The organism is Aquabacterium humicola (genome assembly GCF_030167915.1).
Lineage (GTDB): Bacteria > Pseudomonadota > Gammaproteobacteria > Burkholderiales > Burkholderiaceae_C > Pseudaquabacterium > Pseudaquabacterium humicola.
In genome coordinates this window covers 23,921-50,349 of sequence record NZ_JARGNB010000014.1, presented here as the reverse complement: position 1 = coordinate 50,349, position 26,429 = coordinate 23,921, and the positions used below count along the sequence as shown (strand labels likewise).

Annotated in this window: 23 protein-coding genes, 12 pseudogenes and 1 other annotated feature; of the genes and pseudogenes, 12 read left to right on the top strand and 23 right to left on the bottom strand. The window is 63.3% G+C overall.

Annotated elements, in window-relative coordinates; translation table 11 throughout:
- Positions 1-118: 118 nt before the first annotated feature.
- Positions 119-376, bottom strand: a pseudogene (locus P1K89_RS32100) (transposase); the annotation flags it as partial.
- Between the two features lie 66 nt (positions 377-442).
- Positions 443-1,197, bottom strand: a pseudogene (locus tag P1K89_RS32095) (IS3 family transposase); the annotation flags it as partial.
- Positions 854-970, bottom strand: a sequence feature (AL1L pseudoknot). (Overlaps the previous pseudogene by 117 nt.)
- Positions 1,198-1,947: 750 nt before the next feature.
- Between P1K89_RS32095 and P1K89_RS33340 the strand changes: the two are divergent.
- Positions 1,948-2,436: a DUF3303 domain-containing protein gene (locus tag P1K89_RS33340; protein WP_350082562.1), complete on the top strand. Its 489-nt coding sequence runs from the start codon at positions 1,948-1,950 to the stop codon at positions 2,434-2,436.
- Positions 2,433-2,900 carry a hypothetical protein gene (locus P1K89_RS32090; RefSeq protein ID WP_284620617.1) on the top strand — a complete coding sequence of 156 codons (468 nt, stop codon included), beginning with the start codon at positions 2,433-2,435 and terminating at the stop codon, positions 2,898-2,900. Before P1K89_RS33340 ends, P1K89_RS32090 begins: the two co-directional genes overlap by 4 nt.
- 781 nt (positions 2,901-3,681) lie before the next feature.
- On the opposite strand, the gene P1K89_RS32085 is transcribed toward P1K89_RS32090, so the two are convergent.
- Both P1K89_RS32085 and P1K89_RS32080 read right to left on the bottom strand, forming a co-directional pair.
- The gene (locus tag P1K89_RS32085) at positions 3,682-5,046 is read right to left on the bottom strand and encodes a DUF1501 domain-containing protein (protein WP_284620616.1); all 1,365 of its coding nucleotides are present in this window, start codon (positions 5,044-5,046) and stop codon (positions 3,682-3,684) included.
- Positions 5,047-5,078: 32 nt separating this feature from the next.
- Entirely contained in the window at positions 5,079-6,794 is a 1,716-nt protein-coding gene (locus tag P1K89_RS32080; protein ID WP_284620615.1) for a DUF1800 domain-containing protein, read from the bottom strand.
- On the opposite strand from P1K89_RS32080, the gene P1K89_RS32075 reads away from it, so the two are divergent.
- Positions 6,793-6,915, top strand: a complete 123-nt coding sequence (locus tag P1K89_RS32075; RefSeq protein ID WP_284620614.1) for a hypothetical protein — start codon at positions 6,793-6,795, stop codon at positions 6,913-6,915. The genes P1K89_RS32080 and P1K89_RS32075 overlap by 2 nt on opposite strands.
- Before the next feature lie 252 nt (positions 6,916-7,167).
- On the top strand, positions 7,168-7,878 hold the full coding sequence (locus tag P1K89_RS32070; RefSeq protein ID WP_284620613.1) for a hypothetical protein: 711 nt from the start codon (positions 7,168-7,170) through the stop codon (positions 7,876-7,878).
- A gap of 146 nt (positions 7,879-8,024) precedes the next feature.
- On the opposite strand, the gene P1K89_RS32065 is transcribed toward P1K89_RS32070, so the two are convergent.
- The 3 genes and pseudogenes from P1K89_RS32065 to P1K89_RS32055 form a co-directional block, all read right to left on the bottom strand.
- Positions 8,025-8,795 (bottom strand): winged helix-turn-helix domain-containing protein, encoded by a 771-nt coding sequence (locus P1K89_RS32065; protein WP_284620612.1) that lies wholly within the window; start codon positions 8,793-8,795, stop codon positions 8,025-8,027.
- A gap of 385 nt (positions 8,796-9,180) precedes the next feature.
- Positions 9,181-9,443, bottom strand: a pseudogene (locus P1K89_RS32060) (transposase); the annotation flags it as partial.
- A 54-nt stretch (positions 9,444-9,497) separates the two neighbouring features.
- Positions 9,498-9,965 (bottom strand): annotated as a pseudogene (locus P1K89_RS32055) (transposase); the annotation flags it as partial.
- Positions 9,966-9,985: 20 nt separating this feature from the next.
- Here P1K89_RS32055 and P1K89_RS32050 point away from each other — a divergent pair.
- Both P1K89_RS32050 and P1K89_RS32045 read left to right on the top strand, forming a co-directional pair.
- Positions 9,986-10,213 (top strand): hypothetical protein, encoded by a 228-nt coding sequence (locus P1K89_RS32050; protein ID WP_284620611.1) that lies wholly within the window; start codon positions 9,986-9,988, stop codon positions 10,211-10,213.
- A 65-nt stretch (positions 10,214-10,278) separates the two neighbouring features.
- Positions 10,279-10,665, top strand: coding sequence for a tyrosine-type recombinase/integrase (locus P1K89_RS32045; RefSeq protein WP_284620610.1), 387 nt, complete (start codon positions 10,279-10,281; stop codon positions 10,663-10,665).
- Positions 10,666-10,773: 108 nt separating this feature from the next.
- Here the strand turns inward: P1K89_RS32045 and P1K89_RS32040 are convergent, their stop codons facing one another.
- Together P1K89_RS32040 and P1K89_RS32035 are read right to left on the bottom strand one after the other, a co-directional pair.
- Positions 10,774-11,469 (bottom strand): hypothetical protein, encoded by a 696-nt coding sequence (locus P1K89_RS32040; protein ID WP_284620609.1) that lies wholly within the window; start codon positions 11,467-11,469, stop codon positions 10,774-10,776.
- A 244-nt stretch (positions 11,470-11,713) separates the two neighbouring features.
- Positions 11,714-12,757 (bottom strand): annotated as a pseudogene (locus P1K89_RS32035) (IS3 family transposase).
- A 169-nt stretch (positions 12,758-12,926) separates the two neighbouring features.
- Between P1K89_RS32035 and P1K89_RS32030 the strand changes: the two are divergent.
- Positions 12,927-13,232 (top strand): annotated as a pseudogene (locus P1K89_RS32030) (hypothetical protein); the annotation flags it as partial.
- 125 nt (positions 13,233-13,357) lie between these two features.
- Here the strand turns inward: P1K89_RS32030 and P1K89_RS32025 are convergent.
- Positions 13,358-13,969: a LysE family translocator gene (locus P1K89_RS32025; RefSeq protein ID WP_284620608.1), complete on the bottom strand. Its 612-nt coding sequence runs from the start codon at positions 13,967-13,969 to the stop codon at positions 13,358-13,360.
- A gap of 178 nt (positions 13,970-14,147) precedes the next feature.
- A complete protein-coding gene (locus P1K89_RS33425) occupies positions 14,148-14,438 on the bottom strand; it encodes a hypothetical protein (RefSeq protein WP_439898066.1) in 291 nt (96 codons plus the stop codon).
- Positions 14,439-14,455: 17 nt separating this feature from the next.
- Between P1K89_RS33425 and P1K89_RS33420 the strand changes: the two genes are divergently transcribed.
- Positions 14,456-14,686 carry a hypothetical protein gene (locus P1K89_RS33420; protein ID WP_439898065.1) on the top strand — a complete coding sequence of 77 codons (231 nt, stop codon included), beginning with the start codon at positions 14,456-14,458 and terminating at the stop codon, positions 14,684-14,686.
- Positions 14,687-14,880: 194 nt separating this feature from the next.
- Complete coding sequence (locus P1K89_RS32015; RefSeq protein WP_284620607.1) at positions 14,881-15,678, top strand: hypothetical protein; 798 nt, start codon at positions 14,881-14,883, stop codon at positions 15,676-15,678.
- Between the two features lie 37 nt (positions 15,679-15,715).
- Here P1K89_RS32015 and P1K89_RS32010 read toward each other — a convergent pair whose 3' ends face one another.
- Complete coding sequence (locus tag P1K89_RS32010; protein ID WP_284620606.1) at positions 15,716-17,416, bottom strand: S8 family peptidase; 1,701 nt, start codon at positions 17,414-17,416, stop codon at positions 15,716-15,718.
- 468 nt (positions 17,417-17,884) lie between these two features.
- On the opposite strand from P1K89_RS32010, the gene P1K89_RS32005 reads away from it, so the two are divergent.
- The 3 genes from P1K89_RS32005 to P1K89_RS31995 are packed head-to-tail and all read left to right on the top strand — an operon-like array spanning position 17,885 to position 21,315.
- The gene (locus tag P1K89_RS32005) at positions 17,885-19,627 is read left to right on the top strand and encodes a GMC family oxidoreductase N-terminal domain-containing protein (RefSeq protein ID WP_284620605.1); all 1,743 of its coding nucleotides are present in this window, start codon (positions 17,885-17,887) and stop codon (positions 19,625-19,627) included.
- A gap of 9 nt (positions 19,628-19,636) precedes the next feature.
- Complete coding sequence (locus P1K89_RS32000; protein ID WP_284620604.1) at positions 19,637-20,260, top strand: hypothetical protein; 624 nt, start codon at positions 19,637-19,639, stop codon at positions 20,258-20,260.
- Positions 20,254-21,315, top strand: coding sequence for an AraC family transcriptional regulator (locus tag P1K89_RS31995; RefSeq protein ID WP_284620603.1), 1,062 nt, complete (start codon positions 20,254-20,256; stop codon positions 21,313-21,315). Before P1K89_RS32000 ends, P1K89_RS31995 begins: the two co-directional genes overlap by 7 nt.
- A gap of 196 nt (positions 21,316-21,511) precedes the next feature.
- On the opposite strand, the pseudogene P1K89_RS31990 reads toward P1K89_RS31995, so the two are convergent.
- The 11 genes and pseudogenes from P1K89_RS31990 to P1K89_RS31955 form a co-directional block, all read right to left on the bottom strand.
- A pseudogene (locus P1K89_RS31990) lies at positions 21,512-21,709 on the bottom strand (IS3 family transposase); the annotation flags it as partial.
- 147 nt (positions 21,710-21,856) lie between these two features.
- A pseudogene (locus P1K89_RS31985) lies at positions 21,857-22,030 on the bottom strand (transposase); the annotation flags it as partial.
- A 4-nt stretch (positions 22,031-22,034) separates the two neighbouring features.
- Positions 22,035-22,184 (bottom strand): annotated as a pseudogene (locus P1K89_RS33415) (IS5/IS1182 family transposase); the annotation flags it as partial.
- Between the two features lie 70 nt (positions 22,185-22,254).
- Positions 22,255-22,662 (bottom strand): annotated as a pseudogene (locus P1K89_RS31980) (DDE-type integrase/transposase/recombinase); the annotation flags it as partial.
- A 234-nt stretch (positions 22,663-22,896) separates the two neighbouring features.
- Positions 22,897-23,139 (bottom strand): annotated as a pseudogene (locus P1K89_RS33335) (helix-turn-helix domain-containing protein); the annotation flags it as partial.
- Positions 23,140-23,170: 31 nt separating this feature from the next.
- Positions 23,171-23,675 (bottom strand): annotated as a pseudogene (locus tag P1K89_RS31975) (IS5 family transposase); the annotation flags it as partial.
- Positions 23,676-23,756: 81 nt separating this feature from the next.
- A complete protein-coding gene (locus tag P1K89_RS31970) occupies positions 23,757-24,500 on the bottom strand; it encodes a flagellar biosynthetic protein FliR (RefSeq protein WP_284620602.1) in 744 nt (247 codons plus the stop codon).
- 105 nt (positions 24,501-24,605) lie between these two features.
- Positions 24,606-24,863 (bottom strand): GFA family protein, encoded by a 258-nt coding sequence (locus P1K89_RS33330; protein WP_350082555.1) that lies wholly within the window; start codon positions 24,861-24,863, stop codon positions 24,606-24,608.
- Between the two features lie 94 nt (positions 24,864-24,957).
- Positions 24,958-25,224 carry a flagellar biosynthesis protein FliQ gene (gene fliQ / locus P1K89_RS31965; RefSeq protein ID WP_284620601.1) on the bottom strand — a complete coding sequence of 89 codons (267 nt, stop codon included), beginning with the start codon at positions 25,222-25,224 and terminating at the stop codon, positions 24,958-24,960.
- A 16-nt stretch (positions 25,225-25,240) separates the two neighbouring features.
- Positions 25,241-25,636: a hypothetical protein gene (locus tag P1K89_RS31960; RefSeq protein ID WP_284620599.1), complete on the bottom strand. Its 396-nt coding sequence runs from the start codon at positions 25,634-25,636 to the stop codon at positions 25,241-25,243.
- Positions 25,637-25,641: 5 nt separating this feature from the next.
- Entirely contained in the window at positions 25,642-26,427 is a 786-nt protein-coding gene (locus P1K89_RS31955; RefSeq protein WP_284620598.1) for a sigma-70 family RNA polymerase sigma factor, read from the bottom strand.
- Positions 26,428-26,429: the final 2 nt, after the last annotated feature.

The following is a 26,429-nucleotide window of genomic DNA, read 5'->3' as shown; positions in this document are numbered from 1 at the left end:
CCAGTCGCTTGGCCAGGTCCTCAGTATCGAAAGCCTCTGACATAACGATCCCACGTAAGGTACATGGGTTCGTAGGCTCTCAGTTGCCTTCGCGGGAATCAAGGACGTGGTTGCTCGATCGCTTACCGTTGATCTCCTTGAGCACGGAGATGTCCAGATCACGCTCGGCCAGCAGCTTCTTCAACCGTGCGTTCTCGGCCTCGAGCGACTTCAGGCGTTTGACGTCGTTCGGCACCAGCTCGCCGAAGTGCTTGCGCCAGGCGTAGAGGGTCTGATCGCTGACCTTGTGCTTCTTGGCCGTCTCCGCCACGGACGTCCGGTCAGCCTCGCGCAGGATGGTGACCATCTGCTCTTCGCTGAATCGACTCTTCCTCACGGGCTCCTCGCTCGCGAAGAGCCATCTTCCCAGGAATCAGTGGTCCGAAGAAACCGGGAGTGTCACAACGATGCGCCGCGCGAAGACATCGATCACGAAGGCCACGTAGACGAACCCCGCCCAAGTGCTGACGTAAGTGAAGTCGACCACCCACAGTGCGTTGGGCCGATCGGCCTTGAACTGCCGGTTCACGCGGTCCAGAGCACAGGGCAAGGCCGGCTCGCCAACAGTGGTCTTGAGGCGTTTGCCGCGGATCACTCCGCGCAGCCCCATCAGCTCTATCAGCCGCGCCACGGTGCAGCGGGCCACCTCCAGGGCTTCGCGCCTGAGCTGGTTCCAGACCTTGCGTACGCCGTACACGCGGAAGTTGTTCTCCCAGATGCGCCGGATCTGCTGCGACAGCGCGTCATCGCGCACCGCGCGGGCCGGTCGGCGACCGCGGTCACGCTGCCTGGCCGCGTGCGCGCGGTATGTCGACGGGGCAATCTCCAGGACCCGGCAGATCGGCTCGACCCCGTGGGCGTCGCGATGCTCGTCGATGAACGACTTCATGGCTTGAAGCGGCGGTCGAGCTCCGCCTGGGCGAAATACGCCGATGCCTTGCGCAAGATCTCATTGGCCTGGCGCAGCTCGCGCACCTCCCGCTCGAGCGCCTGCATGCGATCATGCTCGGCCGTGGTCGTGCCTTCACGCAGGCCGCTGTCGCGTTCCTGCTGCCGAACCCACTTGCGCAGCGTCTGCCCGGAGCAGCCGAACTTCGGCGCGATCGACATGATCGCTGCCCACTGGTTCGGGTAATCGCTCTGATGCTCCAGGACCATGCGCACCGCGCGTTCTCGCGACTCCGGCACAAACCTGTTCGAGGGGACTTGCTCTTGTTCATAGGGCTCCAATTTACTCAAGGGTTAGAGCCTCCAGAAAACCCCGGCGCGGTTCAAGGTCGATGAGCCACCGGTGAGTTGGTTGAAGAGCAGCTCCGGCCGTGCGTCCGCGGCGGTCACGTCAACCAGAGTCAGAGCAACGTCGAGTTCCTCCGCGACCATCATCGCGCACGCCGTCGAGATTCCCTGCCAAGACTCCAATCGACGCAAGTGGAGACACACTCGGCTGTCAGTTCCCACGGACAGGTGCACAAAGCGGCATGATGGGCGCCGCTGCGAGCGCGACCGTGTCGGCTATGTCGAACCAATCGGTCGTGTCCGACGGTGTCATCGGCAAGGTCCATGCGGCCGCAGTGGATGTAACCAGAACACTTGCGCACAGACCCGCCGCCATCGACGGGCCCGGGGACTGCCCAAGTCAACAACTCGCGCCGCGTTGGCGCGGACCAGCAGCCGTCGCCTGCCGCTCGCGATTCCTCCTCCACGTCGCTCGCCGAGTTCCTGCGCCATGACGCCTCCGACCGTGTGAGGTCGGGATCATGCACACCGACCTTCACGTACTCTTGCCCGACTGCGACAACTCCCGTAGCGCAAAGTCCGGCAGCAGGGAAAGACTGGTCGGAACCCTCGGGCTCGAACTCAGCGTGCGCGCAAGCGTGTCACGCTTCTGCCCTGAAATGGCTCTGATACATGGCGTCGCTACACTTCAAGCGACGGGCAGCGCAAGACCAAGCACGCCGCCCCTCTTGTGCCAATGGGGATGTCGGCTGGTGGAGCAACGCGGCGCCTGAAGAATCGAACGCCGCTGGAAAGGAACACATGCTCTTTATGGTGATTGAGCGATTTGTCGACGACGACATGCTGCCAGTATATGAACGGGTCGGACAGGCGGGACGCGGACTCCCTACGGGCTTGACCTACATCGACAGTTGGGTCGAACCGAGCTTTGAAAGATGTTTCCAACTTATGGAATGCTCGGACTGCGCACTTCTTCAGGAGTGGGTGTTGCATTGGCGCGGAACGGGCATGACATTCGAAATTGTTCCTGTCGTGAAGAGTGTTGATACTTCCAGGGTCGTCACAACGCATCTCGAAAGGTCACGGGGTAGCCAGAGCCCAGCGGCGCCAGGAGCGCCGCAGCGCCGCCGGCGCATAGTCCAGAGGACGAGTTCAAGATGATTGAGACGCTGTTTGTCGCGATATCAGCAGCGGCTCTCCGCTTGCCTCCAGGCAGGGAGGCTCTAGAAAGCTTTGACTTCGAAGGACTGGGTCAATGCTACACGAACGCAAGAGAGTTCGTCTCAAAGCACTTCGGAGACCCTGCGGTTGACGATCCCAACTTCAGCTTCGCATCCACGCGGCATTTCACGTGGGTAATTGATCGCACCGCTACGGAGAACTTTGCCTGGTACGGCTTTGTTCGACGCGGAACGATGAAGTGCTTGGCGTTGTACGTGCCGGCCGCATCGAGCGTCAGGGTGCGCAATCAATGGACGGCAGAAGCAAAGGTGAGTGCAAAGACGACCTTCGGCAAGCGGATTGTGCTTATGCGTCGACGACGCAACGAGGTCTACGTGCCAACAAGATGCGAATTGCTCGATGCTCGCCCCATGCAGGTCAGTTGCAGTAGCATTTATGACTGAGGAAACCAACGATGGCGCAAAGGAAATACCTGCGCAGGCTTGTGCAGATCGCCGTTGCCGCTCTCGCGTCGAGTCTGATCTCTGCCTTGGTCTACTTGGTCATTCTGGCTTGCTTGGGCCCACAGGCCTTTCGACTGAGCGTCGGCGAGGCAAATGCGCTTGCCGCTGTAGTTGCTGCCGTCTGGAGCGTCAGTCTGGCAGGAACGCTTGCGTTGGCGAACAAGGGTCGCAGGCACCGTTCCCATTGAGCACTTCCCCGCGAACGTCGGTGTAGCCGCCCCCTGCGGAATCGACCAGCGTCTTAATGAGGATGCGCCGATGGAACGGGCCCACGTAGTTCTCGACGAAGGCGACGTCTCGATAGCCCAGGCGTCGATACAGGCCCGCCACCCGATCCTCGAGCGTCTCGATGATCGCATCGCGGCAGGCCGACAGGCTCGCCTAACGCTCCAGACGTGCCAGTGCCTCCGAGCCCCGGGCCCTGCTGCCGCTCGGAAGGCGCCACCCAGACGTACAAGACGAACAGGCGGGCATATTCCGTTCTCCCCGTCGCTCCAGCGGTCACTTGTACGTCCCGCCGAAGCAGACATGCGATGGGCCGAGCATCACCGTCAGCGGCCCGCGCCCGGCCGTGGGTGAGCACGCCAGCGCTGATCACGCGCAGGTCGTCCTCGTCAAGGTCACGGCCGACGCTCCACAGAGGCGCAGACTGAGTCATGGTCGCTCGGATCCGAAGGGTTGGAGAAACAACACCAGGGGGCGGGCCAGGGCAGACCGTGCGTCAGCCCCCCATGAAGCCGATGTCCTTTTGGGCGAAGTTGGCGAGTCCCGCTTTGAATACCGTGCCCACCAAAACCTGCGAATCGACGCCGAACCAGCGGCCGAGCGTGGCGCCGAACTGTTGATTCGAGTAGCGCGGAATCCACGTGCCTCGAGCCGTCGCATCGTCGGCTCCCCCCATGATGAAATCTGGAAACTCGCCGTACAGCCCGCCAACGACGGCGCCTCCCAACACGAGCTGATGGTTTCCCCAGCCATGATCTGTTCCGCTGGAGTTGGGCGCCATTGTGCGCCCGAACTCCGAGAGGGTGAAGGTCGTGACTTGCTGAGCGAGCGAGGCCTCCTCCATCGCGGCTTGGAACGCGGCTAGCGCCTTGGACACCTGGCTGAGCAGATTCCAGTGTTGCCAGGACTGGCTACTGTGTGTGTCGAAGCCGCCGATCGATACGTAATAGGCCTGTCGTCCGGGACCTTCCTTGCTCCGGGCATGGATCAACTGGGCGACAAGTTTCAGTTGCTGCCCGAGTGACGTGCCCGGGAACGTCGAGGACAACAGCGAGCTGGAACGGGCCGATCGCAGGACGGCACTGACGTTCAAGCCATTGAGCAGGGCCTGGTTCGCCGCCTTGGCCATAATGTTCCCTTGCTCGGCCGACAGCAGCTGGACCAGTGCTGCCCGGCGGGCATCGGCCGCACTTTGCGGCCAGAAGTTCATTCCGGAAATGGCCAGCTCGCTCGTGCTGGGTACCATGTTCCCGTGCGCGACCGCGCCTTCCACGAACAGTCCGGTGTTGTCGATGGATACCGCGTCTAGAGGGCCGGCCGCACCCATCGAGTCGAGCAGCCGTCCGCCCCAACCCGTGCCGGATCCCGTAGGCGCGCCGGCCTGCGTCTGCAGAATCTGGTCCGAGTGCGAGAACAACTGCGATGGCACGGCCACGCCTGCGGTGTACTGGGCCTTCGTGAGCGGCTGGATCAGCGAACCGGCGTTGAGCACGACGGCCAGCTTGCCGTCACCAAACAGACCATCAAGCTCGGGCATGCCGTAGTGCAGGGCAAAGGGCTGGTCCGTCGGACTGGCGGTGCCTTTCAGGGCGACAACGCGAGGCGGTAGCAGAGTCTGGGCGGCCACCGACAGCGCCAGCCCGCTGGGGGAGCGAAGCTGCACGTATCGTCCGTAGCGCGTCGAGTCGAGGGGAACGACCATGTTGTTCCCGTCATTGCCACCGATCATGTTTAGGCAGACGAGAGCCCGGTAGTCCGAGAGGGCCGCTCTCGCTGTCGGCGACCAGCCGATGGCGCCCATCGACAACAGGGTGCCTGCGAACTTCATCAGACTGCGACGAGACGGATTGAGGCTGTTCATGCTGAGATCTCCTGCAAGGTCTCGAACCGTGGTCAACGATGGACCGCGAAGTCCGCGGCAATCGCCGTCAGGTACAGCGCCGTCAGGGCGCGTTGCCGCATGTCGGTCGAAGCGGCGATCCCGGTGGCAAGCGCCTGCCTCGTCGGCGACGACATGCGGCCTTGCAACAGATTGCGATCGACCAGGTTGATGAGTGCCTGGGTATCGGGCGCCGCATTCACGTAAGGCGTGAGGTCTATCGAGACGATCGACTTTATGTCGCCATTGAGAACCGAGTAGATGAAGTTTGCCCGGGCGATCGAGTAGCTCGCGCCGTATATCTGGAACTCGGGTCCGTAGTAGCCTGGATTGCCTGGAAGGCGGGTGAGCGGCGAGTAGAAGTTGAACACACTTGGCGCGGCCGTCAGGCGCTGACCCATCTTGAAATAGTCGTAGGACAGGGTGATGGGGTCGTTCACTTGGCCGCCGAGCGACCGCACCAGCCCGACCGTGTGAAGGATGGCGTCCTTCAATCGACCTTGTGTTGCAGTGGCGGCGTCCTGTCGCGCCTCCGAATCGAGCAGGACCGCCCTGAGTGCCGCGCTCAGATCTCCCCTGCCCTGCGGTCCGTTTGCGAAGGCCTGCGCCACGCGCTGCACGTAGGCGGGGCTGGGGTTGCTGGTCACGAACGCCCGGATCAGCCGAGTCGCGATGAAGGGAGCAAGATTCGGATGCGCCAGCAGATTGTTCAGCGAGGCGTCCATGTCCTGCGCCGCACTCTGCCCCGCCGGCAGCGTGGCACCAAGCAGCAGCGTCTTCGAACCCCGATCGTGGTAGGACTCCCGTGGCTGAAGCGGTCCCGACATGTTCTGGTAGTTCAAGCCCGTCGGGCTGGCCCCGGCGTAGGTCCAGCCACTCAAGGCACGTGCGAGCTCATTCACCCGGACCTGGTCATAGCTTGGAATTGGAGCGCCCGTTGCGTCCAGCTGCAGCGTTCCGTCCTGGTTGAGCAGGTGAAGCCCGATCGTGAACAGCTGCATGACCTCGCGGGCATAGTTCTCGTTCGGAACAGGCGTAGCGCTGTTGCCAAGGTCCAGGTACTTTCCCATCGCAGGATTGATGGTCAGTTCCTTAAGCAGCGCGCCGAAGTTGCCAAACGCATGCTTCGACAGCGTTTGCAGCCAGGGAACGATCTCGTCGCCGTACGGATTCTTCTCCGTCGATACGACCAGCACCTGGGATAGCGCGAAAATCATGCGCTGCCGAAGTTGATCGGGACCGCTGACCATCCTCTGGTACCAGTCTCGAATCACCGGCTCCACGCTCGAGCTGCCGACGGGGATCGTCGAGGCCGGCCATGCCAGTTGTTCGTCCAGCCACGCCGCCGCCCCAATCTGCTTGACCCGGTTGATATCGGCGGGCGTCGGCCCGAACGAGGCCTGCTCCAGGAACCTGGCTGCAGCCAGCGTGGCGGAGTCGGGAGCTGGCGCCGGGGAGGGTGCGGGAGCGGGTGCCGGCGATGGCGATGGCGATGGCGATGGCGATGGCGATGGCGCAGGAGCCGGCGAAGGAGCCGGCGGCGGCATCCCGGGACCCATCAGTGTGATCGTCAGGCTGCCGACCGCCCCTGGCGCCAGGCTCGAGGTTGCCGTCAGCGTGACCGTCGAGGGCGTTGGCAGTGCCGACGGAGCGACGTACTTGCCATTCTGGGAGTTGACTGTGCCGACCGTGGAGTTTCCGCCGGGGATGCCATTGACGGCGAAGTTCATGAACGTTCCTTGGCCGTCGATCTTGCCAGCCAGCCAGATCGTTCCGCCGAGCGGAGCGGAAGTCGATGACGCCTCGATCGTGATGGTCGCCGCGAAGGCGGCCGCAGGCGCGACGCATTGAGCGACCGCCAGCCCGAAGAGCTGAACGCATGGTGCACAAGTTCTCACGTTGCCTCCCTGGTCTCGTGAAGGTCGCCAATCTCCCCGAGGGCTCCGGGAACGTCTTGTCCCATCCCGCCATCGCAAACGTGTGTCAGAAACTTCGCACCCAAGGCACCGGCGATTGCGCGAAAGGCGCTTGCAGACAAGATATCGCTACGTTCGGAAGGCACCTTCGGCGGTTGTCCTCCTACTGCGCGACGCCCGCCCCGCCATGCCCCAGCCTCCCACGCGACTCGTCGCCGCTTCCGTCGTCGCCGGATTGACCTGCGCTGGATGGCTGGCGCTGAGTACCTTCGACCCGCCCGAGGCCCAGCGCGCGCCGCTCCGCGTCGCGGCCGCGACCGCAGAACCAGGCTCGGCCATGGCTTCACCGTTTGCGCCCGCGCGTACCGACCCTGATGCCGAGCACGGCCATGTCAATCCGCCCGCGGGCGCGGTGCACGCGCCCTTGGCACTCGGCCCCGCACTCTTGCCGTCGGAAGAGCAGCGCGTCAGGGCACACTTGGCCTTCCTGGACGAACTCGCACGCTTCCGCGCACTGCGCGCTGCCGGACAAGGAATCTCTTCCGACATGCTCGGTCTGGCTCGGAAGCTGGAGGCCGATCTCGACAGTGCGCTGGAAGCTCGCCAGATCGGAATCGACGAAGGCGGAAGAATCAAGGAAGCCATACTCGAGGTGCTGTTGCGCGATCCTGCGCATCGCCGCGCTGGCGTCGATGCCTGGCGCGCGCGATATCTCGTTGGCAGCGCGGACGGTGGCCCAAGGGCACCAAGCGAAGAGGCTCGCGTGCGCGACTTCCGACGCCGCGAGGCCGAAATCGTCGCCGCCTGGAATCAACTACCGGCTGAACAGCGCGACATGAGACGGCTGCACGAACAGGTCGAAATGCTTCGGCATGCCATCTTTGGCGTTAACCGCTGAGCATCGTCAGCCCAGGCGCCCGGCGAAGACGGCTCAGCTCACTCTTGTGAGTGACACCGTGTGCACGCTCAGTCGTCGATGCGCCGGGTGCGCTTGCGAAAACCGGCGCGGCCACGCCAGCCGATTCTTGTCCAATTTCGTACTCTCTACTTGGATGGAGGCGCCATGAAGACGTAACCAACGCTGCATACGGTCTTGATGACAACTGGCTTGTCCGGGTTACGCTCGATCTTGCGACGCAGCTTCATCACTTGCAGATCGATCGAGCGGTCGAACACGTTCCACGCTTGGTTTCGCGTGTGTTCCATGATTCGATTGCGACTGAGCGGGCGGTTTGGATGTCGGGAGAGCAGTTCGAGGAGATCGAACTCTGCTGCAGTCGTCGGGATTTCCGTTCCGTCGATCGCGAACAGACTCCGGGCTTCCAGATCCAACGAGCACGCGCCAAAGGCAATGCGTTGCCGCACCGCCGGCACATCGGAAGGCCTCGGTTGATACGGCACGTCTTCCGCCAATGGCTTCGCAGTGCGGCCGATGCAACGTAGCAGGCCTCGCACGCGCCTCAGGAGTTCGCGATTGTCAAAGGGCTTCGGCAGGTAGTCATCAACGCCGAGTTCAAGTCTTATCCGGTCGCTGGGTTCGCCCACTACAGCGTCCAGCATCACAATGCCCATGCTCGGGTGTGCACGGCGCAGCCGGCGTGCCATAGTCAGGCTCTCGCCAGCCGGCAGATGCAAGTCGACAATCACGACTTCTGGCACCGCCTCGTCCAGCAAGCGGAATGCATCCGGTGCGCCAGAGGCGCCATGCACCGTGAATCCGTGCCTCCCGAAATACTCGATCATCAACGACCGCAGGTCAGCGTCGTCGTCGACGACCAGCAGTCGTGGGGAGGAGTTGGTCGCTTCGACGGTCATTGCAACTGCTCCTTGCTCCAAGACTGAGCTCGAACCTCGAGCCCGAATATCTGAAGCGGCTTAGATGTTGTACTGGGATGGTTGCAAAGCCGCTTCGACTTCGAGCGAAGTCGCTTCGATTGTTTCAGTGTGGGCTGATCAGAAACTGCCCGCGCCGGAACCCGTCGGAGCACGGGAGTCCACAGCGCTTCCGGGCGCTGTTACAAACCGCCCCTGTCGCTGGGCCCACGCCTCACCCCTTCAGAAGCGCGGTAGATTCGTAGATTCATCGTAAGCAATAGGATGGACGCCCCCACCCGATGACGGCATCGACGTGCCAGAGTGGATGTGTCGCGACCACTCGAACCGGCAGGAGCGTCCACCATGGAGATTACGACGGTCGGCCTGCCTGGCGCAGTTCCCGGTTCTCCCGCTCCAGGGCCTTGACTCGCTCATGCTCGGCGTGGTCGTTCCCTCTCGCACGCCGCTGTCGCGCTCCTGCTGCCTCACCCACTTGCGCAGCGTCTCTCCCGAGCAGCCGAACTTCGGCGCGATCGACATGATCGCTGCCCACTGGTTCGCGTAATCGCTCTGGTGCTCCAGGACCATCCGCACCGCGCGGTCACGCACTTCCGGTGCAAACCTGTTCGAGGACTTGCTCTTGTTCATAGGGCTCCAATTTACTCAAGGGTTGGAGCCTCCAGAAAGCCCGGCGCGGTTCACCGCTTTGACCTCGGCGTGGATGCTCTTAATCATGGCCACGGCCAGCGGGTCACTCAGACGGGTGCGATCAGGCTTGCCACCGCGGCGCCAAGCTCGATAGCCGCTGATGCTCACGGCCAGCACTTCGCACATGTCTGGCAGGGGGTATTCGCCGCTGCGCGTCGATCCGGGCGTACTCCACAGCGCATCCTTCGCAAAGTACGCCGTCGCTTCTTTTAGGATCTCGAAGTGCATCTTCAACCGGGCGTTCTCCGCGCGCAGCCTCGACAGCTCCATCTGCTCGGGCGTCACCGGCTTGGCGCCGGCGCCCACGAGCTTGCCTGCCTCGGCAGCCTTCACCCAGTTGCGCAGCGTCTGCTCGACCAACCCGAGCTCCTTGGCGGCCACGACGATGCCCACCGCTTGCGCGTGCTTGACGGCCTGCTCCTTGAACTTGGCCGTGTATTCCTGCTTCGGTATCTTCTTCACTTCTCGTCCTTCAGACCTCGATGCTAACCATCGGCTCCTGGAAGACGAAAAACGGCGGGCAGCTCAAGGCGCGACTGGTGCCGGCCACCAACGAGCTGATGGTTGAGCTCACGAACTACCGGTGCTGGCTCGGCCTGCCACCGCTGCCGCAGCAGGGCGAGCCTTCGACGCTCCTGTTGCCCGTGTGGTGGCGGGTGCCAGACCTCGCGGCCTTGCCCGCGGCCCGATCGAGTGGCCGCGGCGGCTGACGCGCGCAGCGGCCCACGTCATCCTCAAGGAGATCTTCGGGTTGACCGCGCAGCGACTGCGAACGATGGGCCCGGAGCACCAAGGCCGCGCGGACAAGGTGCAGGCCGCCTCATCGCACTGGCTGCGGCACACCATGGGCTCGCGCCTGGCCGATGGCGTCGACCTGCGCCACATCCGCGACACCTTCGGCCACTCATCGCTGACTACCACCAGCATCTATCTGCATGCCGAAGACGACGCGCGGCACGCAGCCATCAGCGCGACGCGCCACCGGCTTGGGCTGGGAGACGGTCATAGGCGCGAGGGCCTGACCGTGCACCTGAACCTGGTGACAACCAACAAGGCGTCCGAGGCCGTGCGCATCGAGGGCGAGTCCCTACCGTGCCAAGGAGACACAGGGACGCTGGTTGCGCGCGCCAAGCAACGCTCGGCCAAGAGCCAGGAGCCGTGACCGCCCCACACGACGCACCGGCCCCGCTGCCGGCGCAGGGGCGCCAACAACATCGAGGCTTCGATCGCCCCATCAGGCGATCGAACCGCACTCTCGCGTTGCGGGGACTCAGGACTGCGGGTCCAGTAGCTGGTTGTAGGTCCAGACTCGAGGACCATCAGCCGGGTGCAGACGAGCATAGGCATCTCGGGCCGACGCCAGAGCCGCATCTGGGTTTTGCTGCATCTCGTGGAGAATCGATTCCGGCAAGAAGTAGTGTGCGTCTTCAGCAGCAATCTTTCCGGCTTTCACCAACTCCATGGTGGGTAGGAATCTAGCCAGCAGATGGTCCTTGTCACTAAACTTGATGTCGACCGAAGACTTGGCCTCCTCAGGTGAAATCGGAATGAAGCCGTACTTCGCTTGCAACTGACCCTGCAAGGCCATTCGAGCAGCATCTGCGGCAATCTGCTCGTCTGTCAGGGGCGGCCTACTGATGGCCACAGCCGCGGGGATCTCGACTTCCGACACTACTGCCAAGGCTGAAACGTCAGTCCCAAACGTCCAGCCGCTCGTGCTCGCTTGCAATGCCGCCTTCGACGGCAAGGCAGCAGCAGTTGTCCGACTGGTCGAATGAATCGCGCTCGGCGCGGCGCTGCGCTCTGACGCTTGCGCGCTCGGCGCGGGCGTTTCAAAGGTATCGGCTGCAGTCTGTCCAGACGTCTTAGGCGCCTGCGGCTTGCCATCGGCTGCGCCCGTGCGGCCAGTATCCGCACCGAGCAAACGAAACAAGTTCTGAGGGATGCTCTTCGGTTGAACGCGCATGATCGGTCTCCTTGTTGAGGGAAGGTCGAACTCCTGAGGTCTGCGCTTTGAGGAGTCCAGTACGCAAGACTTCCGTTCGCAACTTCCGAGGGTTAAGGCAAGACCGAGGGTCGGCTTCGCCGCGGCGCCAATGCGGCGTAGATGGGTAATCTGGCGGCCGATGAAGTGCGCGCACTCGTGGCTCTGGCGTGGCCGCCAGCCCCTCGCAACGAGAAAGTGACCTGCCCCTGCAATTTCGGGCCAGTCATTCCTGGAAGACGGCTCGGTTGGGGATGGGGTGATGGTGGCGCTTGAACTCCAGAGGGGTCAAGTAGTTGATGCTGCTGTGTGGCCGAACGGCGTTGTAGTGGTGGCGCCAGGTCTCGATGACGACGCGTGCCTCTGCGCGCGAGCGGAACCACTCGATGGACAGGCACTCGTCGCGGAACTTGCCATTGAAGCTCTCGTTGGTAGCGTTCTGCCAAGGCTTGCCGGGGTCGATCAGCGCAGTGGCGATCCCGCTGCGCGAGATCCACTCGAGGATGGCATGGCTGACGAACTCGGGCCCGTTGTCCGAGCGCAGGAACAACGGCGCACCATGCAGACTGATCAAGCGCGTGAGCACTTCGATCACGCGCTTGGAGCGGATCGAGCCGGCCACGTCGATGGCCAAACACTCATGCGTGAACTCGTCGACGACGGTCAAGCACTTGATCTGCTGCCCGAGGCCGTCGCATCGAAGACGAAGTCATAGGCCCAGACGACGTTGGCCTTGAGGGGCTGGAGCGGTCGTGGTCGACCCGACGCAACGCGCCGCCGCGGCCTCCTGCGCGGCAGCTGTAGCCCGGCCAAGCGCCATAGCCGATGCGCGCGATGGATGCCGACCTCGTGTCCCTGGCGGCGCAGGAAGATCCGGTTTCGCTGGCCGGCAGCCGCAGCTCGTAGCCCAGAGTCGAACGCGCAATGTTGAGCAGCCCGCAGGCTCGGCGCCGAGACAAACCGCGTTCGCAAGCGAACGCGACCTGCTCGCGCCGCGCCTGCGGGCTCACCATTTTTTTGCGTTGATCTCCTTGAGCACGGAGATGTCCAGATCACGCTCGGCCAGCAGCTTCTTCAACCGTGCGTTCTCGGCCTCGAGCGACTTCAGGCGTTTGACGTCGTTCGGCACCAGCTCGCCGAAGTGCTTGCGCCAGGCGTAGAGGGTCTGATCGCTGACCTTGTGCTTCTTGGCCGTCTCCGCCACGGACGTCCGGTCAGCCTCGCGCAGGATGGTGACCATCTGCTCTTCGCTGAATCGACTCTTCCTCACGGGCTCCTCGCTCGCGAAGAGCCATCTTCCCAGGAATCAGTGGTCCGAAGAAACCGGGCAGGTCACAGCACCCGAGGTGCACCAGGCGATGTTCGCTCGCAAGCGACGCGTAGGGTTCGTAGCCATCGCTCATCAGCACCGCGCCCGAGCGCATCCCTGCATAGAGCCTCCGGGCTTCGCCGACCTCGGCGCTGCGCGCGAGTGGGCGCGCGAGTTCGTGCATTGGTACAACCGCGACCATCGTCACAGCGGCATCCGCTACGTCAGTCCGGCGCAACGTCACGCAGGCCAGGCCATCACGATCCGCGCGGCCCGCCACGAGCTCCACCTCCTGGCTCGCGCGCGCCACCCGGCACGCTGGTCACGTCACACGCGCAACTGGGCGCACATCGCCTGCGTCACGCTCAACCCGGAGCGCGACCAGCTCGCTCCCGTGGCCCCGCGTCGCGAAGTTATTCAGCCATTGGCTGCATGAGAGAGGCGACAAGTAGCTTGACGCGCGCCGAAATTGCAGGGGCAGGTGGGAGTATGCCGAGCAAAATATGGTCTACAACTTCACGCGCACTGCATTAGAGTTCATCTCGCCCACACCACGCCCACTCACTTGACTCCTGCGGCAACGGAAAGGGCCACAGACGCGCCGAGGATGATATTGAGCCATCTTTCAGCCTTTGGCGGAAGCGCGGCTCGCCCGAGCGCAAACCCAATCAGCAGCCAAGCAACATCAACGACCACCATAACGGCAATAATAAGGAAAAGCTTGAACCCGCTATCAGCAGAGCCGCCTTCCCCAACGATTGCCTGGCTTGCAAATAGTGATGCAAATGCGAGATACGCCTTCGGATTTCCAGCGCCAACCACCACGCCGGTGACAAGGGGCGACTTCAGCAAATTCGCACCAACATCCGCCCCGCTTCCCACGGGTGACGTCGCAATGCGATATGCAATCCAAATTAGGTACGCGGAAGAAGCGTACGTCAGCCACTGAGTTGTCGTACTCGTGAGACTAAGAACGCTTGCAAGACCAACGCAACTTAGGGTCGCGGCAGCGCTTAGACCAATCTGCGTCCCACAATAGAATCGGAAACCAACCCTGGGTTTGGCTACTTGGCCGACAGCAACAAGTAGCGCGATGACTGGGCCCGGTGAACCCAACAGGGCGACAGCCGTGGCGGTGAATAGACTCAATGCCCCTACATCGATTGCTTGCATAAACTCTAACAAGGCTGCATGTCGCTTTGCAGCTTCTTGCAAAATGTGAAAGATGACAACCTAAAGACTGGCTATGAGCAATCGGTTCCACCGTGTTCAAAACCACAGTCGCGCTTCATCAAAAAGCCAACCTCAACGTTCGGGTGCGAAAGACTTCTACGAACAGAAGTTCCTGTTGTCAATGTACACGTCCCGCCAAGCACGAGCGATCCGGGTAAGTCAGGCTTAACTCGCGGAAGAACCTTCGGATGATGTCTTTGATGTGTGTGTAGTCGGTCCTGAACAACCCGCTCAGCTTCGAGCAGGTTGATGCGCCTGCCATCTGCCAGGAGACGTGCAGAGCGAGCGCGGCGATGGCCAAGAGAAGCACCCTCAGGTGCGCCAGCACGAGCCGCAGGTTGTGCCCGGCCCCGCAGAGCAGGGCGTGCATCGCATCGCCGAGCGAGCCCTTGAGCCAGTCCTTGTCCAATAGTCCATCGGTCTTATGTGCCCGATGACAAGCTCGAATGCCTGCCGCCGCTGCTGCGCCGTCATCGACCGGCTCTTGCCTCGGTCCAGCAGTTGCACCTCCGGCACCATCGCATCCACGCCCCGATATCCGAGATCGACGACGACCGTCTTCGGGGCGACGCCGATGTCCTGGAGAAGAACCTCGGCTTGCTGCAGTTGCTCAGCGAGCGTGTGCCCGTCGTACGGGTTGCTGAGTTTCATCGCTAGTCAGGAGATCGGATGCCCGGACGCATACACTTCGCCGCCAGTCCGAGTGGCCGCAGGCCACTGGGGCTTCACTCGGACTTCACTGGTGAAAGATCCGGACTAAACCCTTAACGGGCGGCCGACGCGGCGCGACAACGTGGACGTGACCGGAACGCCCGGTCAATCCCGCCCTAACCTTTTAACTGGAGTTGCTGATGTCCAACGTCCCCGTCTGGCGTCGTCTAAGTGCGATCATCACATTCATTGGCGCGTTTGCCTGCGCGAAGCCTGCCTCTGCTGAACTGCTCAAAGTCACTTACAGCGGAACGCTGCACAGTGTCAGCGGCGAAATGCTGGAAGACTTCTTCGGTGTCGCGAATAGTCCAACAGTTGGCGGCTATTTCAAGGGCGGATTCGTGTTTGATCGCGACACCCCCGACAGCGTAGCTGCGTCCAACAGCGCGCTGTATATGGGCGGCAATAGCCAGTTCTTCGTCGACTTCTCGCCGGGAGCTTTCGTACAGAACAGCGGCCTGCCGTACAACCAAAGCGAAGTCGCGAACGACTACAGCGAGAGCGGAGGCCCAGCCTACGATCTCTGGACCGCGTACGGCCAACTCTACAACGCCCAGGGATACGAGCATGTCGAGACGGGCATCGTACTACTATCGCTCCTGCTCGATGCCATCCACAGCGACGCAGTCCCGTTGGGCGTCGACCTTACTAAGTTCGAGTTGCCTGAGTGCGACCTCAACGGCGCGGGTCAGGCCGCCAACATCTTCTGCAGCAATCACATGGAGTTTCATGCCCAGAAGATCTACAACCCGCTCAACATCTACGGTGACGTCGACATCTACGGCCACATTGACAGCCTGGCCGTCGAACAGGTCCCGACGGGCGAAATCCAGGAGCCTGGTTCGCTTCCACTCGCGCTGATCGGCGGGCTCGCCCTGATCGTCCCACGTGCTGCTAGTCGACGTCCCGCGGCCTGCGGCGCCCATGCAGCCGCGTGACCCTGGAGCAGGACCGCCTTAGGCGGTCCCGCCTGCCTCATTGCGACAACTTGAGAGTGTAGCTACCGGAGCCACCATTGTAGTAGTAGACGCGTGCGTAGACGGTCACTGCCGAGGCGCTTGTGTTCTTATAGGTCGCCGTGTCGACAGCGCCCGTTCCCTTGTAACTACTGGCGATCACCGCTCCAGCGCTGTTGTAGAGATACATATCGTAGTCCGCTGTCAGCGGCGGCGTCAGGGTGGCCGTTAGAGTCTTTCCCGGTGCCAGCGTCACGCGAAAGTAGTCGGTGTCCGCCGACGACAACGCGCCCTTTACGAGCGCAGGACTGGTTGCAATCGATTGAGCCGTATTGAACGAGTTGTTGCTCTCCACCTCGTTAATGGTGGTGGTGCCGCCGCCAACATTCGCGGCGGCAGACACCGCCGCATTGGCATCGACGATCCCGCTGCCGCACTGGCTACAGGTCGCCGGGAATGCACGGGCACTGCTCTTAATGAGCGCCTCGACCTGATCAGGCGTCAGCGAGGGGTTCCTCGACAGCATCAGCGCGGCGACACCTGCGACATGGGGTGCGGCCATCGACGTGCCCTGGTAATAGGCGTAAGTGTCCGCGCCAGGTGTTGTCGCACCGTTGTTCAGCGTCGACAGGATGCCGTCACTTTCGCTGGTGCGCACGTCGCCGCCAGGGGCCGCAACGTCCACGACAGCGCCGTAGTTCGAATAGTAGGAGCGGCCACCGCTTCTATTGACCGCTGCGACCGTGATCACGCCGGAGCAGCTCGCCGGCGAGTAGCTTCCAGCATTTGCGTTGCTGTTGCCAGCGGCCACAACGATGACGCTGCCACGGGACCGAGCACCGTTGATGGCCGACTGGGTAGTCGCACTGCAGGCGCCACCTCCGCCGAGCGACAGGTTGAGCACACGTGCCGGATTCGGATTGGCCGGGAGACCCGCTACCGCGCCACCCGACGCCCAGGTGATGCCGTCCGCAATGTCGCTGGTGTAGCCACCACACTTGCCAAGTACGCGCACGGGGAGCACCTTGGCGCTGAACGCGACACCAGCGACGCCGCTGCCGTTGTTCGTCAGCGCAGCGATTGTCCCCGCCACGTGTGTTCCATGCCACGAACTGCTTTCGGCCGGCCAGCCTACTCCGCACTCGCCAGGTGCCACCCCATCCCCGGGATCGGAGGCGTCCGCATCGCGCGCAGACCCATCGTTGGCGACGTCGAGGTCACCAATCATGTCGTACCCGCCCACGAATTTGCCCGCCAGGTCAGCATGCGGCCGATAGCCGGTGTCGATGACTGCCACTGTCACACCCGCCCCGGTTGCCTGGTTCCAAGCGGCCGGCAGGTTGAGGCCACCGACGGGCTCATGGTAGTGCCACTGGCTTCCGTAAAGCGGATCATTGGGAGTCAACTGGATGCGCATGCGGCGATCCGGTTCCACATAGTCGATCTCCGGATCGCGCGCTTTCAGCATGCGTCCGATCGCTTGGAGCGACGTCACCGACCCCTCGCGATCCAACTGCAGCACATGAGCTTCGTCGGATGTGCGACGCAGAACTCGCATCTGAAAGCCCGACTGGTTCAGCACCTCATGCGTACGCGCCAAAGCCACCCGGTCAACGCGGTTGAACGCCTGCGAGTCTTTCTTGTAGCGGACGATCAGTCGATCTGTCGTCTCCTCTCGTGTCGGCGTGCCGCGCAATGCCTGCGGCGACAGCGCATCCACTGGGCTACCCGCCCAGGTTGAAGTGGCAATCCAGGCCGCCAGTCCGACACACGTGCGTAGCACCGCGCGCCCGGGTTGGCATTGAATAGATCGAAACATGTCGGACATCCTCCAGATTTGAAGCGCCTCGCACGAAGGCCGACGGAATGTCGGCGACCTGCACGGCGCAGGTATTGACCCCATGCGCCCGTCGCCTGGTCATCACGGTTCAATCGTATTAACCCTTGGGATCGCGATCTCTCGACAAGCAGCGCGTCGTTCATGGATTGCCCTCTGACGCGTAAAGACAAGACAGCGCCGCCGGTCGGCGGGAGCATGCTCAACGCCATCCCGAGGCAGACGAGCAAGTGCATCAATCAGGCGCGTGCCGTTGTGCCGGATCATGCATAGCCCGGCCCCGGTCATCGGTCGGTGCTTCGTCCGGCCGCCTCTCTGATCGCCAGGTTGCCCACAGGAGGATCGACGTCCATGTCTCAGCCCCACTCAACCAGGCGTGCCTTTGTGGCCGCCTCCGGATCCGTTGCGACGGCGGGCATACTAGCCGCGACATCGGCCAAGGCAGGATCGCCTGCACGCGCTGCCCTGTCGGTATCACTCGACCAGCTGAAGTCCGACTACGACGTGGTCGTGGTCGGTTCGGGCTACGGTGGCGCGGTGATGGCCGCACGCCTCGCGGCTGGCCGATCGCTGTGTGTACTCGAACGCGGCCGTGAGTGGTCGCCTGGTACCTTTCCGTCAGCGCTTCTGACGGTGCTCGCACAATTCAGGGGGCCGATCAATCCGCTCGGACTGTTCGACTACCGGGCCGGAGAGTCGCTCGACGTGCTAAGCGGCAGCGGGCTAGGCGGCACCTCGCTGATCAATGCCAACGTCGTGATCGCGCCGGACCGCGAAATCTTCAATCGCTGGCCGGCCAGCATCCAACAGGATGTGTTGCAAGGCCGCATGGACGCCTGGGAAGAACGTGTTCGCAAGGTGCTGTCCACCGATCAGGTACTAGAGTCGGATGGGCTGCGGAAACACGCGTTTCATCGTACGACGACGCTGGCACGCTCGCGAGGCGGGGCCGACACTAGCTTTCAGCCCCTTACGCTGGCTGTGAACCTGCGACGCGTTGACCAGCGGCCCAACGAACACGGCGTCGCGCAGGCACTATGCACGCACTGTGGCGATTGCGTCACCGGATGCCGCGTCGGCGCAAAGAACACCCTTGATGTGAACTACCTGCCAATGGCGCGCGCCGCGGGTGCGCAGATCTTCTCGCGGGTCGAAGTCGAATGGCTAGAGCGGTTGCCCGACAGCCGATGGCGCGTACACGTGGTCATTCGGCCCGATGGCGGCGCAGCGCAGCATCGGCACATCATCGCCGCCAGCGTCGTGCTCGCCGCGGGAGCCTTGGGCAGCACGCAGATCCTGCTGCGATCACGCGCGCAGGGGCTAGCCCTGTCGGATGCGCTCGGCACGCGCTTCTCGGCAAACGGTGACTTGCTGGGACTCGGCTACAACACATCGGTCCAGACTAATGTGATGGGCTTCGGCGACGGCGTCGCGCCGGCCGGCGAGCGCCGCGTCGGCCCGACAATTACCGCCGCTGCAAGCTACCGCAACCATCCGACGCTGTCGCAGCGCTATCTAATCGAGGAAGGCGCGATCCCACGCGCGCTGTTCGATGCGCTACGGCTGGGCATGCCGCCATTGGCTGGGGTCTTCCCGACATTTCCGGCCGCCCAGCGCGTCGCCCGCGATTTGCTCTATAGCCGCACTGATGGCGCGCTGAACCACAGCATGGTCTACCTCGGCATCGGGCACGACAGCGCCGGCGGGAAGGTGGTGCTCGACTCCAATGGCAATGCACGGGTGCTGTGGCCGATGATTGCGCAAGAACCGTTCGTCACCCGCATGCGCGCAGAGATGGAACGGCATGCTCAAACCTTCGCCGGACGCCATGTCGCCCCGCCACGCAGCGGACCGATGTTCGGAGGGGCGCTGACCACGGTGCATCCGCTCGGTGGCTGCCCGATGGCCGACGCTGCCGATCGGGGTGTCGTGAACGCGAACGGCCAGGTGTTCGATCCGCGCGGCAGCTCGGGCAGTGTCTACGCCAATCTCAGAGTTGTGGATGGCTCGACTGCACCGACGTCGATCGGCGTCAACCCTTTGCTATGCATCGCCGCGCTTGCCGAGAGATCGGCCGAGCGCTTCACGAGCTAAGGATCAGCAATGAAACGCTTGTTCGCCGTCCTGCTTCTGCTGCTGTGCACCGGTCACGCGTCCGCGCGCGGCCTCGAGTTCTCGGAGACCATGCGCGGCTACGTCTACCACGAGGGCGAGTTCCGAGAGGCGAGCGTCTCCCTGCGCGTGGTGATCCCGGATATCGACCGGTGGCGCGGCAATCTCAACTTGCCCGCGGCGGTCACCGGAACGCTCTTCATCGATCGCCTTCCAGCGCAACCGATCGCCGGAACTCTGGTCATTTTAGCCTCGGCACCGACCGGCGATGGTCGCGTCCTGGCCTATCGCTTCAGCGGGACAAGCGTGCAGTTTACCGGCTTCAAGCATGTTCGGGATTCTGCGGGCGTCGAAGTGTTCGACGCGATGACGACCCTTTATGGGTTGATGCAACCGAAGGGACAGCCCTTGCCGGATTTCAACGCGCTGATCACCGGCGCCCAGTGGTCCTCCGAGTTCCACTTCGATTGGTGGAACCCGGCCGTCGTCTGGGACTTCGGCGCTTCGTTCCAGACGATCGCAACCCCCTGGTACCAGACCCTTGAGGTCCAGGCCCTCTTCGTCCGCACCATGTTTGGAGCCCTCGGCTGCACCTTGTTCCCATGGCTATGTTGATTTCGCCCGATGCGGGGCTGGACCCGCGTCGGCCGTGCGCACCGTCCGACTCTCCCAGCGTCTCGGGTGCCTATGCCGAGGCGCTGCGCACCTTTCTGCTCAAACAGGGCTTAGCGTGGCCGGAGCCTTCTCGCCCCGTAGAAGCAATTCCCGCGCACAGGGTGCCCGGCAGCACGTTCGTTCGTGTGCTGGACGACGCGCGGCGCAACCTCGGCGATCCGCTCGTCGGCTTGCATTTCGGCATCCGCGCGGGCGCTGCCGGTTACGGCCTGATGGGCGTAGCCGCGGCCACTGCCACATCGCTTCGGGACACCATTCGTCACCTGCACCGGTTCGCGTCGCTGACCAGCACCCTCGGGGACCTGAGCTCCACGGCCCAAAGCGGGTTCGTCTCGTTGATCTGGAACCCATTGCCAGGTGTCGACACCGCCGTCGTCGAAGCGACGCTTGCCGGCTGGGTCTCCTTCGCCCGCCACCTCGTCGGCGCCTCGGCGGAAGAGATCGGCGTCACGTTCGCCCATCGTCCCTGCGCTACGCGCCAACGTTACGAGCAACTTCTGGAGTGCCGCGTCGAGTTCGATGCTTCCACCCACAGCGTGAGTGTTCCCGCTGATCTCCTCGAAGCGAGGCCCCGATTGGCCGATGGCAACCTCAACGCGGCGATCGGCAACTGGCTACATGAGTGCACCGCCGCGGTCAGGCCCTGCCCTCATCGCCCGACCGCGAGGCGTGTGGCGTTGCTGCTCGGAACGCGCATTCCCCTCGACACAGGTGACATGAATGCCGCGGCAGACGCACTACACGTCAGCACGCGGACGTTGCAGCGGCGGCTGAGCGCAGAGTCGACGAGCTTTCGGCAACTGCTCGATGCAACTCGGGCACATCATGCGATCGTGCGCCTGCTGCGCGGCCGCACGCCCCTGATGCAGGTCGGTGTTGAGGTCGGCTTCAGCGAGCAGTCATCCTTGTGTCGGGCATTCCGGCGTTGGACCGGATGCTCGCCGCTAAGCCTGAGAAGGCAACTCGGCCGCGTTTACCATGACGTGCGGCGCTAGGGCAATGCTGATCAAGCCGCCGATTTCAGTCGCCGCGGCAGATCGAGTGCGGAACTGATGATTTGTGGGCGAAGTTGGACGGCATTCGAGCTCCGCATGGGATGTTTCGACACCCGGGACATGCCGCGAGCGCCCTCCGCGCCGCTCACGGACGGACTGAACCGCACCGGGAATCTCGGAGGCCGATTTGCTTGAGTCACACCAGGATGGCGGACTCAGCAGGCTTGCGATGGTATGCGGCTTCAGCTTCCGCCGGTGGGATGTAGCCGATCGGCTCGAGAAGTCGCTGTTGATTGAATCAGTGGACCCACTCGAGGGTGGCCAGCTCCACTGCCTCCTTCCTCTTCCAGGGCCCGCGGCGGTAGATGAGCTCGGCCTTGTACAGGCCGTTAAGGATGGTCTGCACAACACGCCACGAAGCCGTGCACGATCGGGTTGACGCAGCATGGTGATCGAGGTCGGCATCGGAACCAGAGCGCATGGCTGCCGCACAAGGCATCCGGTGCCTCCACTACGCGCTTTTCGCGCGTTGCTGACGCACTCATACCTGGGCTCCCATCAATTGCCGTCGCGCTATCCACAGGTTGCTCAGCGCGAACAGCGTGACGATCTGCACGGTGTTCTTTGCCAGCCCTCGGTAGCGCACCTTCGTGTAGCCGAACTGCCGCTTGAGGACACGGAACGGGTGCTCGACCTTTGCGCGGATGCTCGCCTTCCAAGGGCGGACGCCCCGTCTTGGCCCGGGGGTAGTGAGGCTCGACGATCTGCACCAGGACGCCCAACGGCACCACGCGTTCCATCTCTTCCAAGAACTCGCGCTTGCGCGTCTTCTTCGTCGACAAGTTCAGGCCAAGTCCGAGCTGCTTCATGGGCTCGATCGTCACTCAGCCAGAGCCGTCACGCTACGCGGACTGGCCCTGAGTTTTGCAGACCATCCTTAATGGTCTCGGCCAGGGCGTTGTCGTAGGAGTCGCCAACATTGCCCACGGACGGCTCGATGCCCGCCTCGATCAGCCGCTCGGTGTAGCGCATCGACACGTATTGAACTCCTCTATCGGAGTGATGGATCAGGGCATCGGCCTCGCCTGGGCGGCGTTCGTGCAGCGCCTGTTCCAGGGCGTCGAGGACGAAGTCCGTTCTCGCGGTGCTCGACGCTCGCCAGCCGACGATACGCCGAACGAACACGTCGATGACGAAGGCCACGTAGACGAAGCCGGACCAGGTGACATAGGTGAAATCGACGACCCACAGCGCGTTGGGCCGGTCGGCCTTGAACCGCCGGTTCACCCGGTCCAGCGGGCAGGGCGTGGCCGGATCGCTGACGGTGGTCTTGAGCTTCTTGCCTCGCCTTGCGCAAAATCTCGTTGGCCTGGCGCAGTTCCCGGTTCTCCCGCTCCAGGGCCGTGACTCGCTCATGCTCGGCCGTGGTCGTTCCCTCTCGCAGCCGATGCGACTGCAGGCCATGCTTGCGCCAGACGCGCTGAACGGCAGAGAACGAGACATCACCCAGCTCGGCCGCGAGCTTGCGGCTGCTCCAGTGCGTCGAACCATCGCGCGGCTTGTCGGCGCGCGGCCCGGGTGCAACGACACCAACCCCGCCAGGCCTTGGAACTCGAACGCCTTCGTCCAGCGCGTGACAAAGGCATCGTTGCAGGCCAGCTTGGTGCGGATATCCACTCGCCGCTCGCCGCCCGCCCAAAGCAGCACGCATCGCGCCCGACGCGCCAGCGCCGCGTTGCCATGCCGCTTGCGTATCACCGCTTCGAGCTCGGACCGTTCGTCCCCCGTCAAAGTCACCTGTGCATGCCCTCCAAGGTGGAGCATACACAGCCAATTTCAATGCTTCAGTGGACTAGTGCATCTCCGGATCGCGCTTCTTGTCCTTGTTCTTCGTGGAACTCGGGGCACCGATGATCGTGGCGTCCACGATCGTCCCTGTGCCCCAGGCCTCGGGCCTGCAATACGTCGCCTACCTTGGCGAACAACCCCTCACCCAGCTTGTGCGTCTCGAGCAACCGGCGGAACTTCAGCAGCGTGGTCGCGTCGGGGACGCGCTCGCTGCCCAGGTCGATGCCGGCGAAACGCCGCAGCGCCGTGCTGTCGAGCAATGCGTCCTCGCACGCGGCGTCGGCCAGGTTGAACCACTGCTGCACGAAGTACATGCGCAGCATCCTCTCCAAGCCAACCGGTGGACGCCCGTTGCCGGGCTTCGGGTAGTGCGGCTCGATCACGGCGCACAACTCGGCCCACGACACGATCTCTTCCATCGTCGCCAGGAAGACGTCTCGCTTCGTCGGCCTGCGGTACTGCTCGTACTGCGCGTTTTGGTCGGCGGCTACTGCCAAGGTCTGCTGCTTCATGTCGTCTTCAACGCATTGCGTCGGTCCGTGGTCGACTGGTACTTGATCAGCATTGCCCTAGCCGAACCGGGTTCGTGACGCTTATCCGGCCATCATCGAAAGCAGCCGGCGGAATGCATCGCCCCAAGTGCTCGCGAGGGTCGCGATAAAGACAATCGCCACGGCGATCTTGATGCCGATGCCGAGGAAGGTCACGTTGAGCTGGGGCACGCTGCGCGACATCACCGCCAAGCCCAGGTCGAAGAGGAACAAGAGCATCACCAGCGGCCCCGCGAACGCGAGGCCCAGCGCGAAGAGTGTGGACGATCGCCGGATTAGCTCGCCGACATCCACGTCGAACGGTCCCGAGCCGAGCGGAACGGTGTGCAGCGACTCGGCTAGCATGCGCAGCAGCACCAGATGCATGTCCATGCTGAAGAAGACCACCACGCATAGCATGCCGAGGGCCGACTGCATGACGGTGGCCGACCGCCTGGAAATCGGATCGAAGATCGCGCCGAGGCCGAAGCCTGCCTGAAGGTCGATGAGCTTGCCGGCGATCGAGACCGCGCCGAACACGGCGTGAATGCCGATGCTGAGGAGCCCGCCGAGCGTGAACTCCGACAGCGCGGCAGCACCCAGTCCGAGCACGTCGGCGGGCAGCGGGACGTGCGTCGAGCCGGTGAAGCCCGTCATCGCGATCGACACCACGAGCACGATCATCGTCTTGATCAGCGCCGGGATCGGGAAGCTGCCGAGCAGCGGCGTCAGCACCAGCACTGGCAGCACGCGGAAGCTGCACAGCAGAACCAGCCACAGCGGAGCCAACCCTAGCTCAAGGCCCATCGAACCGGATCCAGCGCTTGGAGCGGCCTACTCAGAACCCAGGACTTTGGGGCGCATCGTCGGAGATTTCATAGTAGCCTCCCTTGTCGCCGACAAAGGCGTGCTTCATGTGCGCTCGATGGTCGAATTCCAGAACACGGTCGAACCACAGGTCGAGCAAAAGCCTCGCTGAACCACCGCGGACGATTGGTACCACCGGACTGACTCCGCGCTTCGTACGTGAAGCGCACTCCGGCGTACGTTGATGCCGCTCCAGTGGGTCCCTGTGTGCTTTCTGCACTGAGAACAGTGGCAGTGCTTCCGGGGAGTGCTCGAGCGGCTCCTGGATGTCGAGCTGCACGGCACCGCAAACACAGCTTCCATGTATCACCGTGGGTTCCTCGGTTAGGGATGGGGTATCACTCACGCCGCAGCTGGTCGAGATTGCCGGGACGTTGAGGCAGGAGGTGCTCGAAACTCAGAACTGTCCAGGCAGGCTGCTGATCACCTGGGTGGCATAGCTCACCAGCCGACGCAGCATCCACGGTCCGAAAGCAACCAGCCCGATGAAGGCGGCGACGAGCTTCGGCAGGAAGCTGAGCGACATGTCCTGAATCTGCGTGACCGCCTGGAAGATGCTGACGCCGACGCCGACCAGCAAGGTCAGGCCGAGCACCGGCGCGCAGATCAGCACGGTGTTCCAGAGCAAGGCGGAGAAGAGCTGAAGTGCTGCATCGCTGACCATGGCATGGAGCTCCCTGTCAGGGCGCGGGGCCCGGTTTGAGGATGGAACGGGCCAACGCCTCCATTCGGCGCCGCAATTCGGCATGGCCTTCCATCTGCCGCTGCACCTCGTCGACCATCGCGAAAAATGCGGGATCCAGCACGACGGCCTCGCCGAACTGTTCGATGAAGACGGACTCGAGAAACAGACGAAAGGCCTTACGGGGCGCATCGGGATCGCCCGCCGCCAGCTGGCCGAGTTGGACCTGCACGCGCTGCATGGCATCGCGCTCGCCGCGCGGCACGTTAGACGAATGCCGGGCCGCTGGACGAGGGGCCTTGGCCGACTGCGTACGCCGGGCTCGCTGCAGCCGCAGCGTCAGTTCGGCCTGCAGGGCAGCCAACGCGAGCGAAGGATTGTCGACACGGGTCATGACGGTCAGGCCGCGAGATCCGTCAGCCGAAGCTCGACCATCTTCCGATACAGCCGCTCGAGCGCCTGACGATGCAGCTGGCAGATGCGGACCTTGCTGACGCCGAGCGCACGCGCGATGTCCTGGAAGGCCACCTGATTGAAGTAGTGCGCATGGATCACCGTCGATTCCCGCGGAGGCAGCGACCTGACCAGCGCGGTCACCTTCTCCTGGAGCTGCCTGAACTCGATTCGTTCGTACCCGCTATCGATGGCCGCGGTGTCATCGGCTGGATGGTACATCGCCGAGCCCTCCAGCATGTAGCCCAGCGCCAGACCGATCGCGACCTCCACCAGACCGAGGAACGTGTCGCCGGCACCGGCGGCAGCGACAGCGGCATCGCGATCGGCGTTGTCGGACGCCAGCGAGTCCGTGCGCTCGGCGAGCAGCATCTTGCGCGCTGAGATCTGCCGATGCGTTTCGCTGCTCGCATGGATGCCGTCCAGCACGCTGCCGTGGATGCGCCGCGACGAGAAGGTCCGGAAGGTCACTTCGCGGTCAGGATCGAAGGTTTCCATGGCTTCGAGCATTCCGATCGTGGCGAATTGGAGGTAGTCCGCGAACTCGCATTCATCGTTGTAACGGGTGCGATAGAGCTTCGCGGCAATGATGCGGGCGTATTCGAGGTAGTGGTGCACCAGCTTGTCGCGCGCCGTGCCGTCCCCTTCGTGCCGCCAGCGGAACCACAGGTCCGCTTCGCGCTCCTTCGCGCCCGGCGAACCGGCAACGATCGCCTCCACAGTGGACTCCACGT

Bases quoted from the DNA above. Each gene is read 5' to 3' on its own strand.
- P1K89_RS33340 (WP_350082562.1), top strand. From the start codon at position 1,948: ATGGCGTCGCTACACTTCAAGCGACGGGCAGCGCAAGACCAAGCACGC.
- P1K89_RS32090 (WP_284620617.1), top strand. From the start codon at position 2,433: ATGATTGAGACGCTGTTTGTCGCGATATCAGCAGCGGCTCTCCGCTTG.
- P1K89_RS32085 (WP_284620616.1), bottom strand. From the start codon at position 5,046: ATGAACAGCCTCAATCCGTCTCGTCGCAGTCTGATGAAGTTCGCAGGC.
- P1K89_RS32075 (WP_284620614.1), top strand. From the start codon at position 6,793: ATGAACGTTCCTTGGCCGTCGATCTTGCCAGCCAGCCAGATCGTTCCG.
- P1K89_RS32080 (WP_284620615.1), bottom strand. From the start codon at position 6,794: ATGAACTTCGCCGTCAATGGCATCCCCGGCGGAAACTCCACGGTCGGC.
- P1K89_RS32070 (WP_284620613.1), top strand. From the start codon at position 7,168: ATGCCCCAGCCTCCCACGCGACTCGTCGCCGCTTCCGTCGTCGCCGGA.
- P1K89_RS32065 (WP_284620612.1), bottom strand. From the start codon at position 8,795: ATGACCGTCGAAGCGACCAACTCCTCCCCACGACTGCTGGTCGTCGAC.
- P1K89_RS32050 (WP_284620611.1), top strand. From the start codon at position 9,986: ATGCTAACCATCGGCTCCTGGAAGACGAAAAACGGCGGGCAGCTCAAG.
- P1K89_RS32045 (WP_284620610.1), top strand. From the start codon at position 10,279: ATGGGCCCGGAGCACCAAGGCCGCGCGGACAAGGTGCAGGCCGCCTCA.
- P1K89_RS32040 (WP_284620609.1), bottom strand. From the start codon at position 11,469: ATGCGCGTTCAACCGAAGAGCATCCCTCAGAACTTGTTTCGTTTGCTC.
- P1K89_RS32025 (WP_284620608.1), bottom strand. From the start codon at position 13,969: ATGCAAGCAATCGATGTAGGGGCATTGAGTCTATTCACCGCCACGGCT.
- P1K89_RS32015 (WP_284620607.1), top strand. From the start codon at position 14,881: ATGTCCAACGTCCCCGTCTGGCGTCGTCTAAGTGCGATCATCACATTC.
- P1K89_RS32005 (WP_284620605.1), top strand. From the start codon at position 17,885: ATGTCTCAGCCCCACTCAACCAGGCGTGCCTTTGTGGCCGCCTCCGGA.
- P1K89_RS32000 (WP_284620604.1), top strand. From the start codon at position 19,637: ATGAAACGCTTGTTCGCCGTCCTGCTTCTGCTGCTGTGCACCGGTCAC.
- P1K89_RS31995 (WP_284620603.1), top strand. From the start codon at position 20,254: ATGTTGATTTCGCCCGATGCGGGGCTGGACCCGCGTCGGCCGTGCGCA.
- P1K89_RS31970 (WP_284620602.1), bottom strand. From the start codon at position 24,500: ATGGGCCTTGAGCTAGGGTTGGCTCCGCTGTGGCTGGTTCTGCTGTGC.
- P1K89_RS33330 (WP_350082555.1), bottom strand. From the start codon at position 24,863: ATGGAAGCTGTGTTTGCGGTGCCGTGCAGCTCGACATCCAGGAGCCGC.
- fliQ (WP_284620601.1), bottom strand. From the start codon at position 25,224: ATGGTCAGCGATGCAGCACTTCAGCTCTTCTCCGCCTTGCTCTGGAAC.
- P1K89_RS31960 (WP_284620599.1), bottom strand. From the start codon at position 25,636: ATGACCCGTGTCGACAATCCTTCGCTCGCGTTGGCTGCCCTGCAGGCC.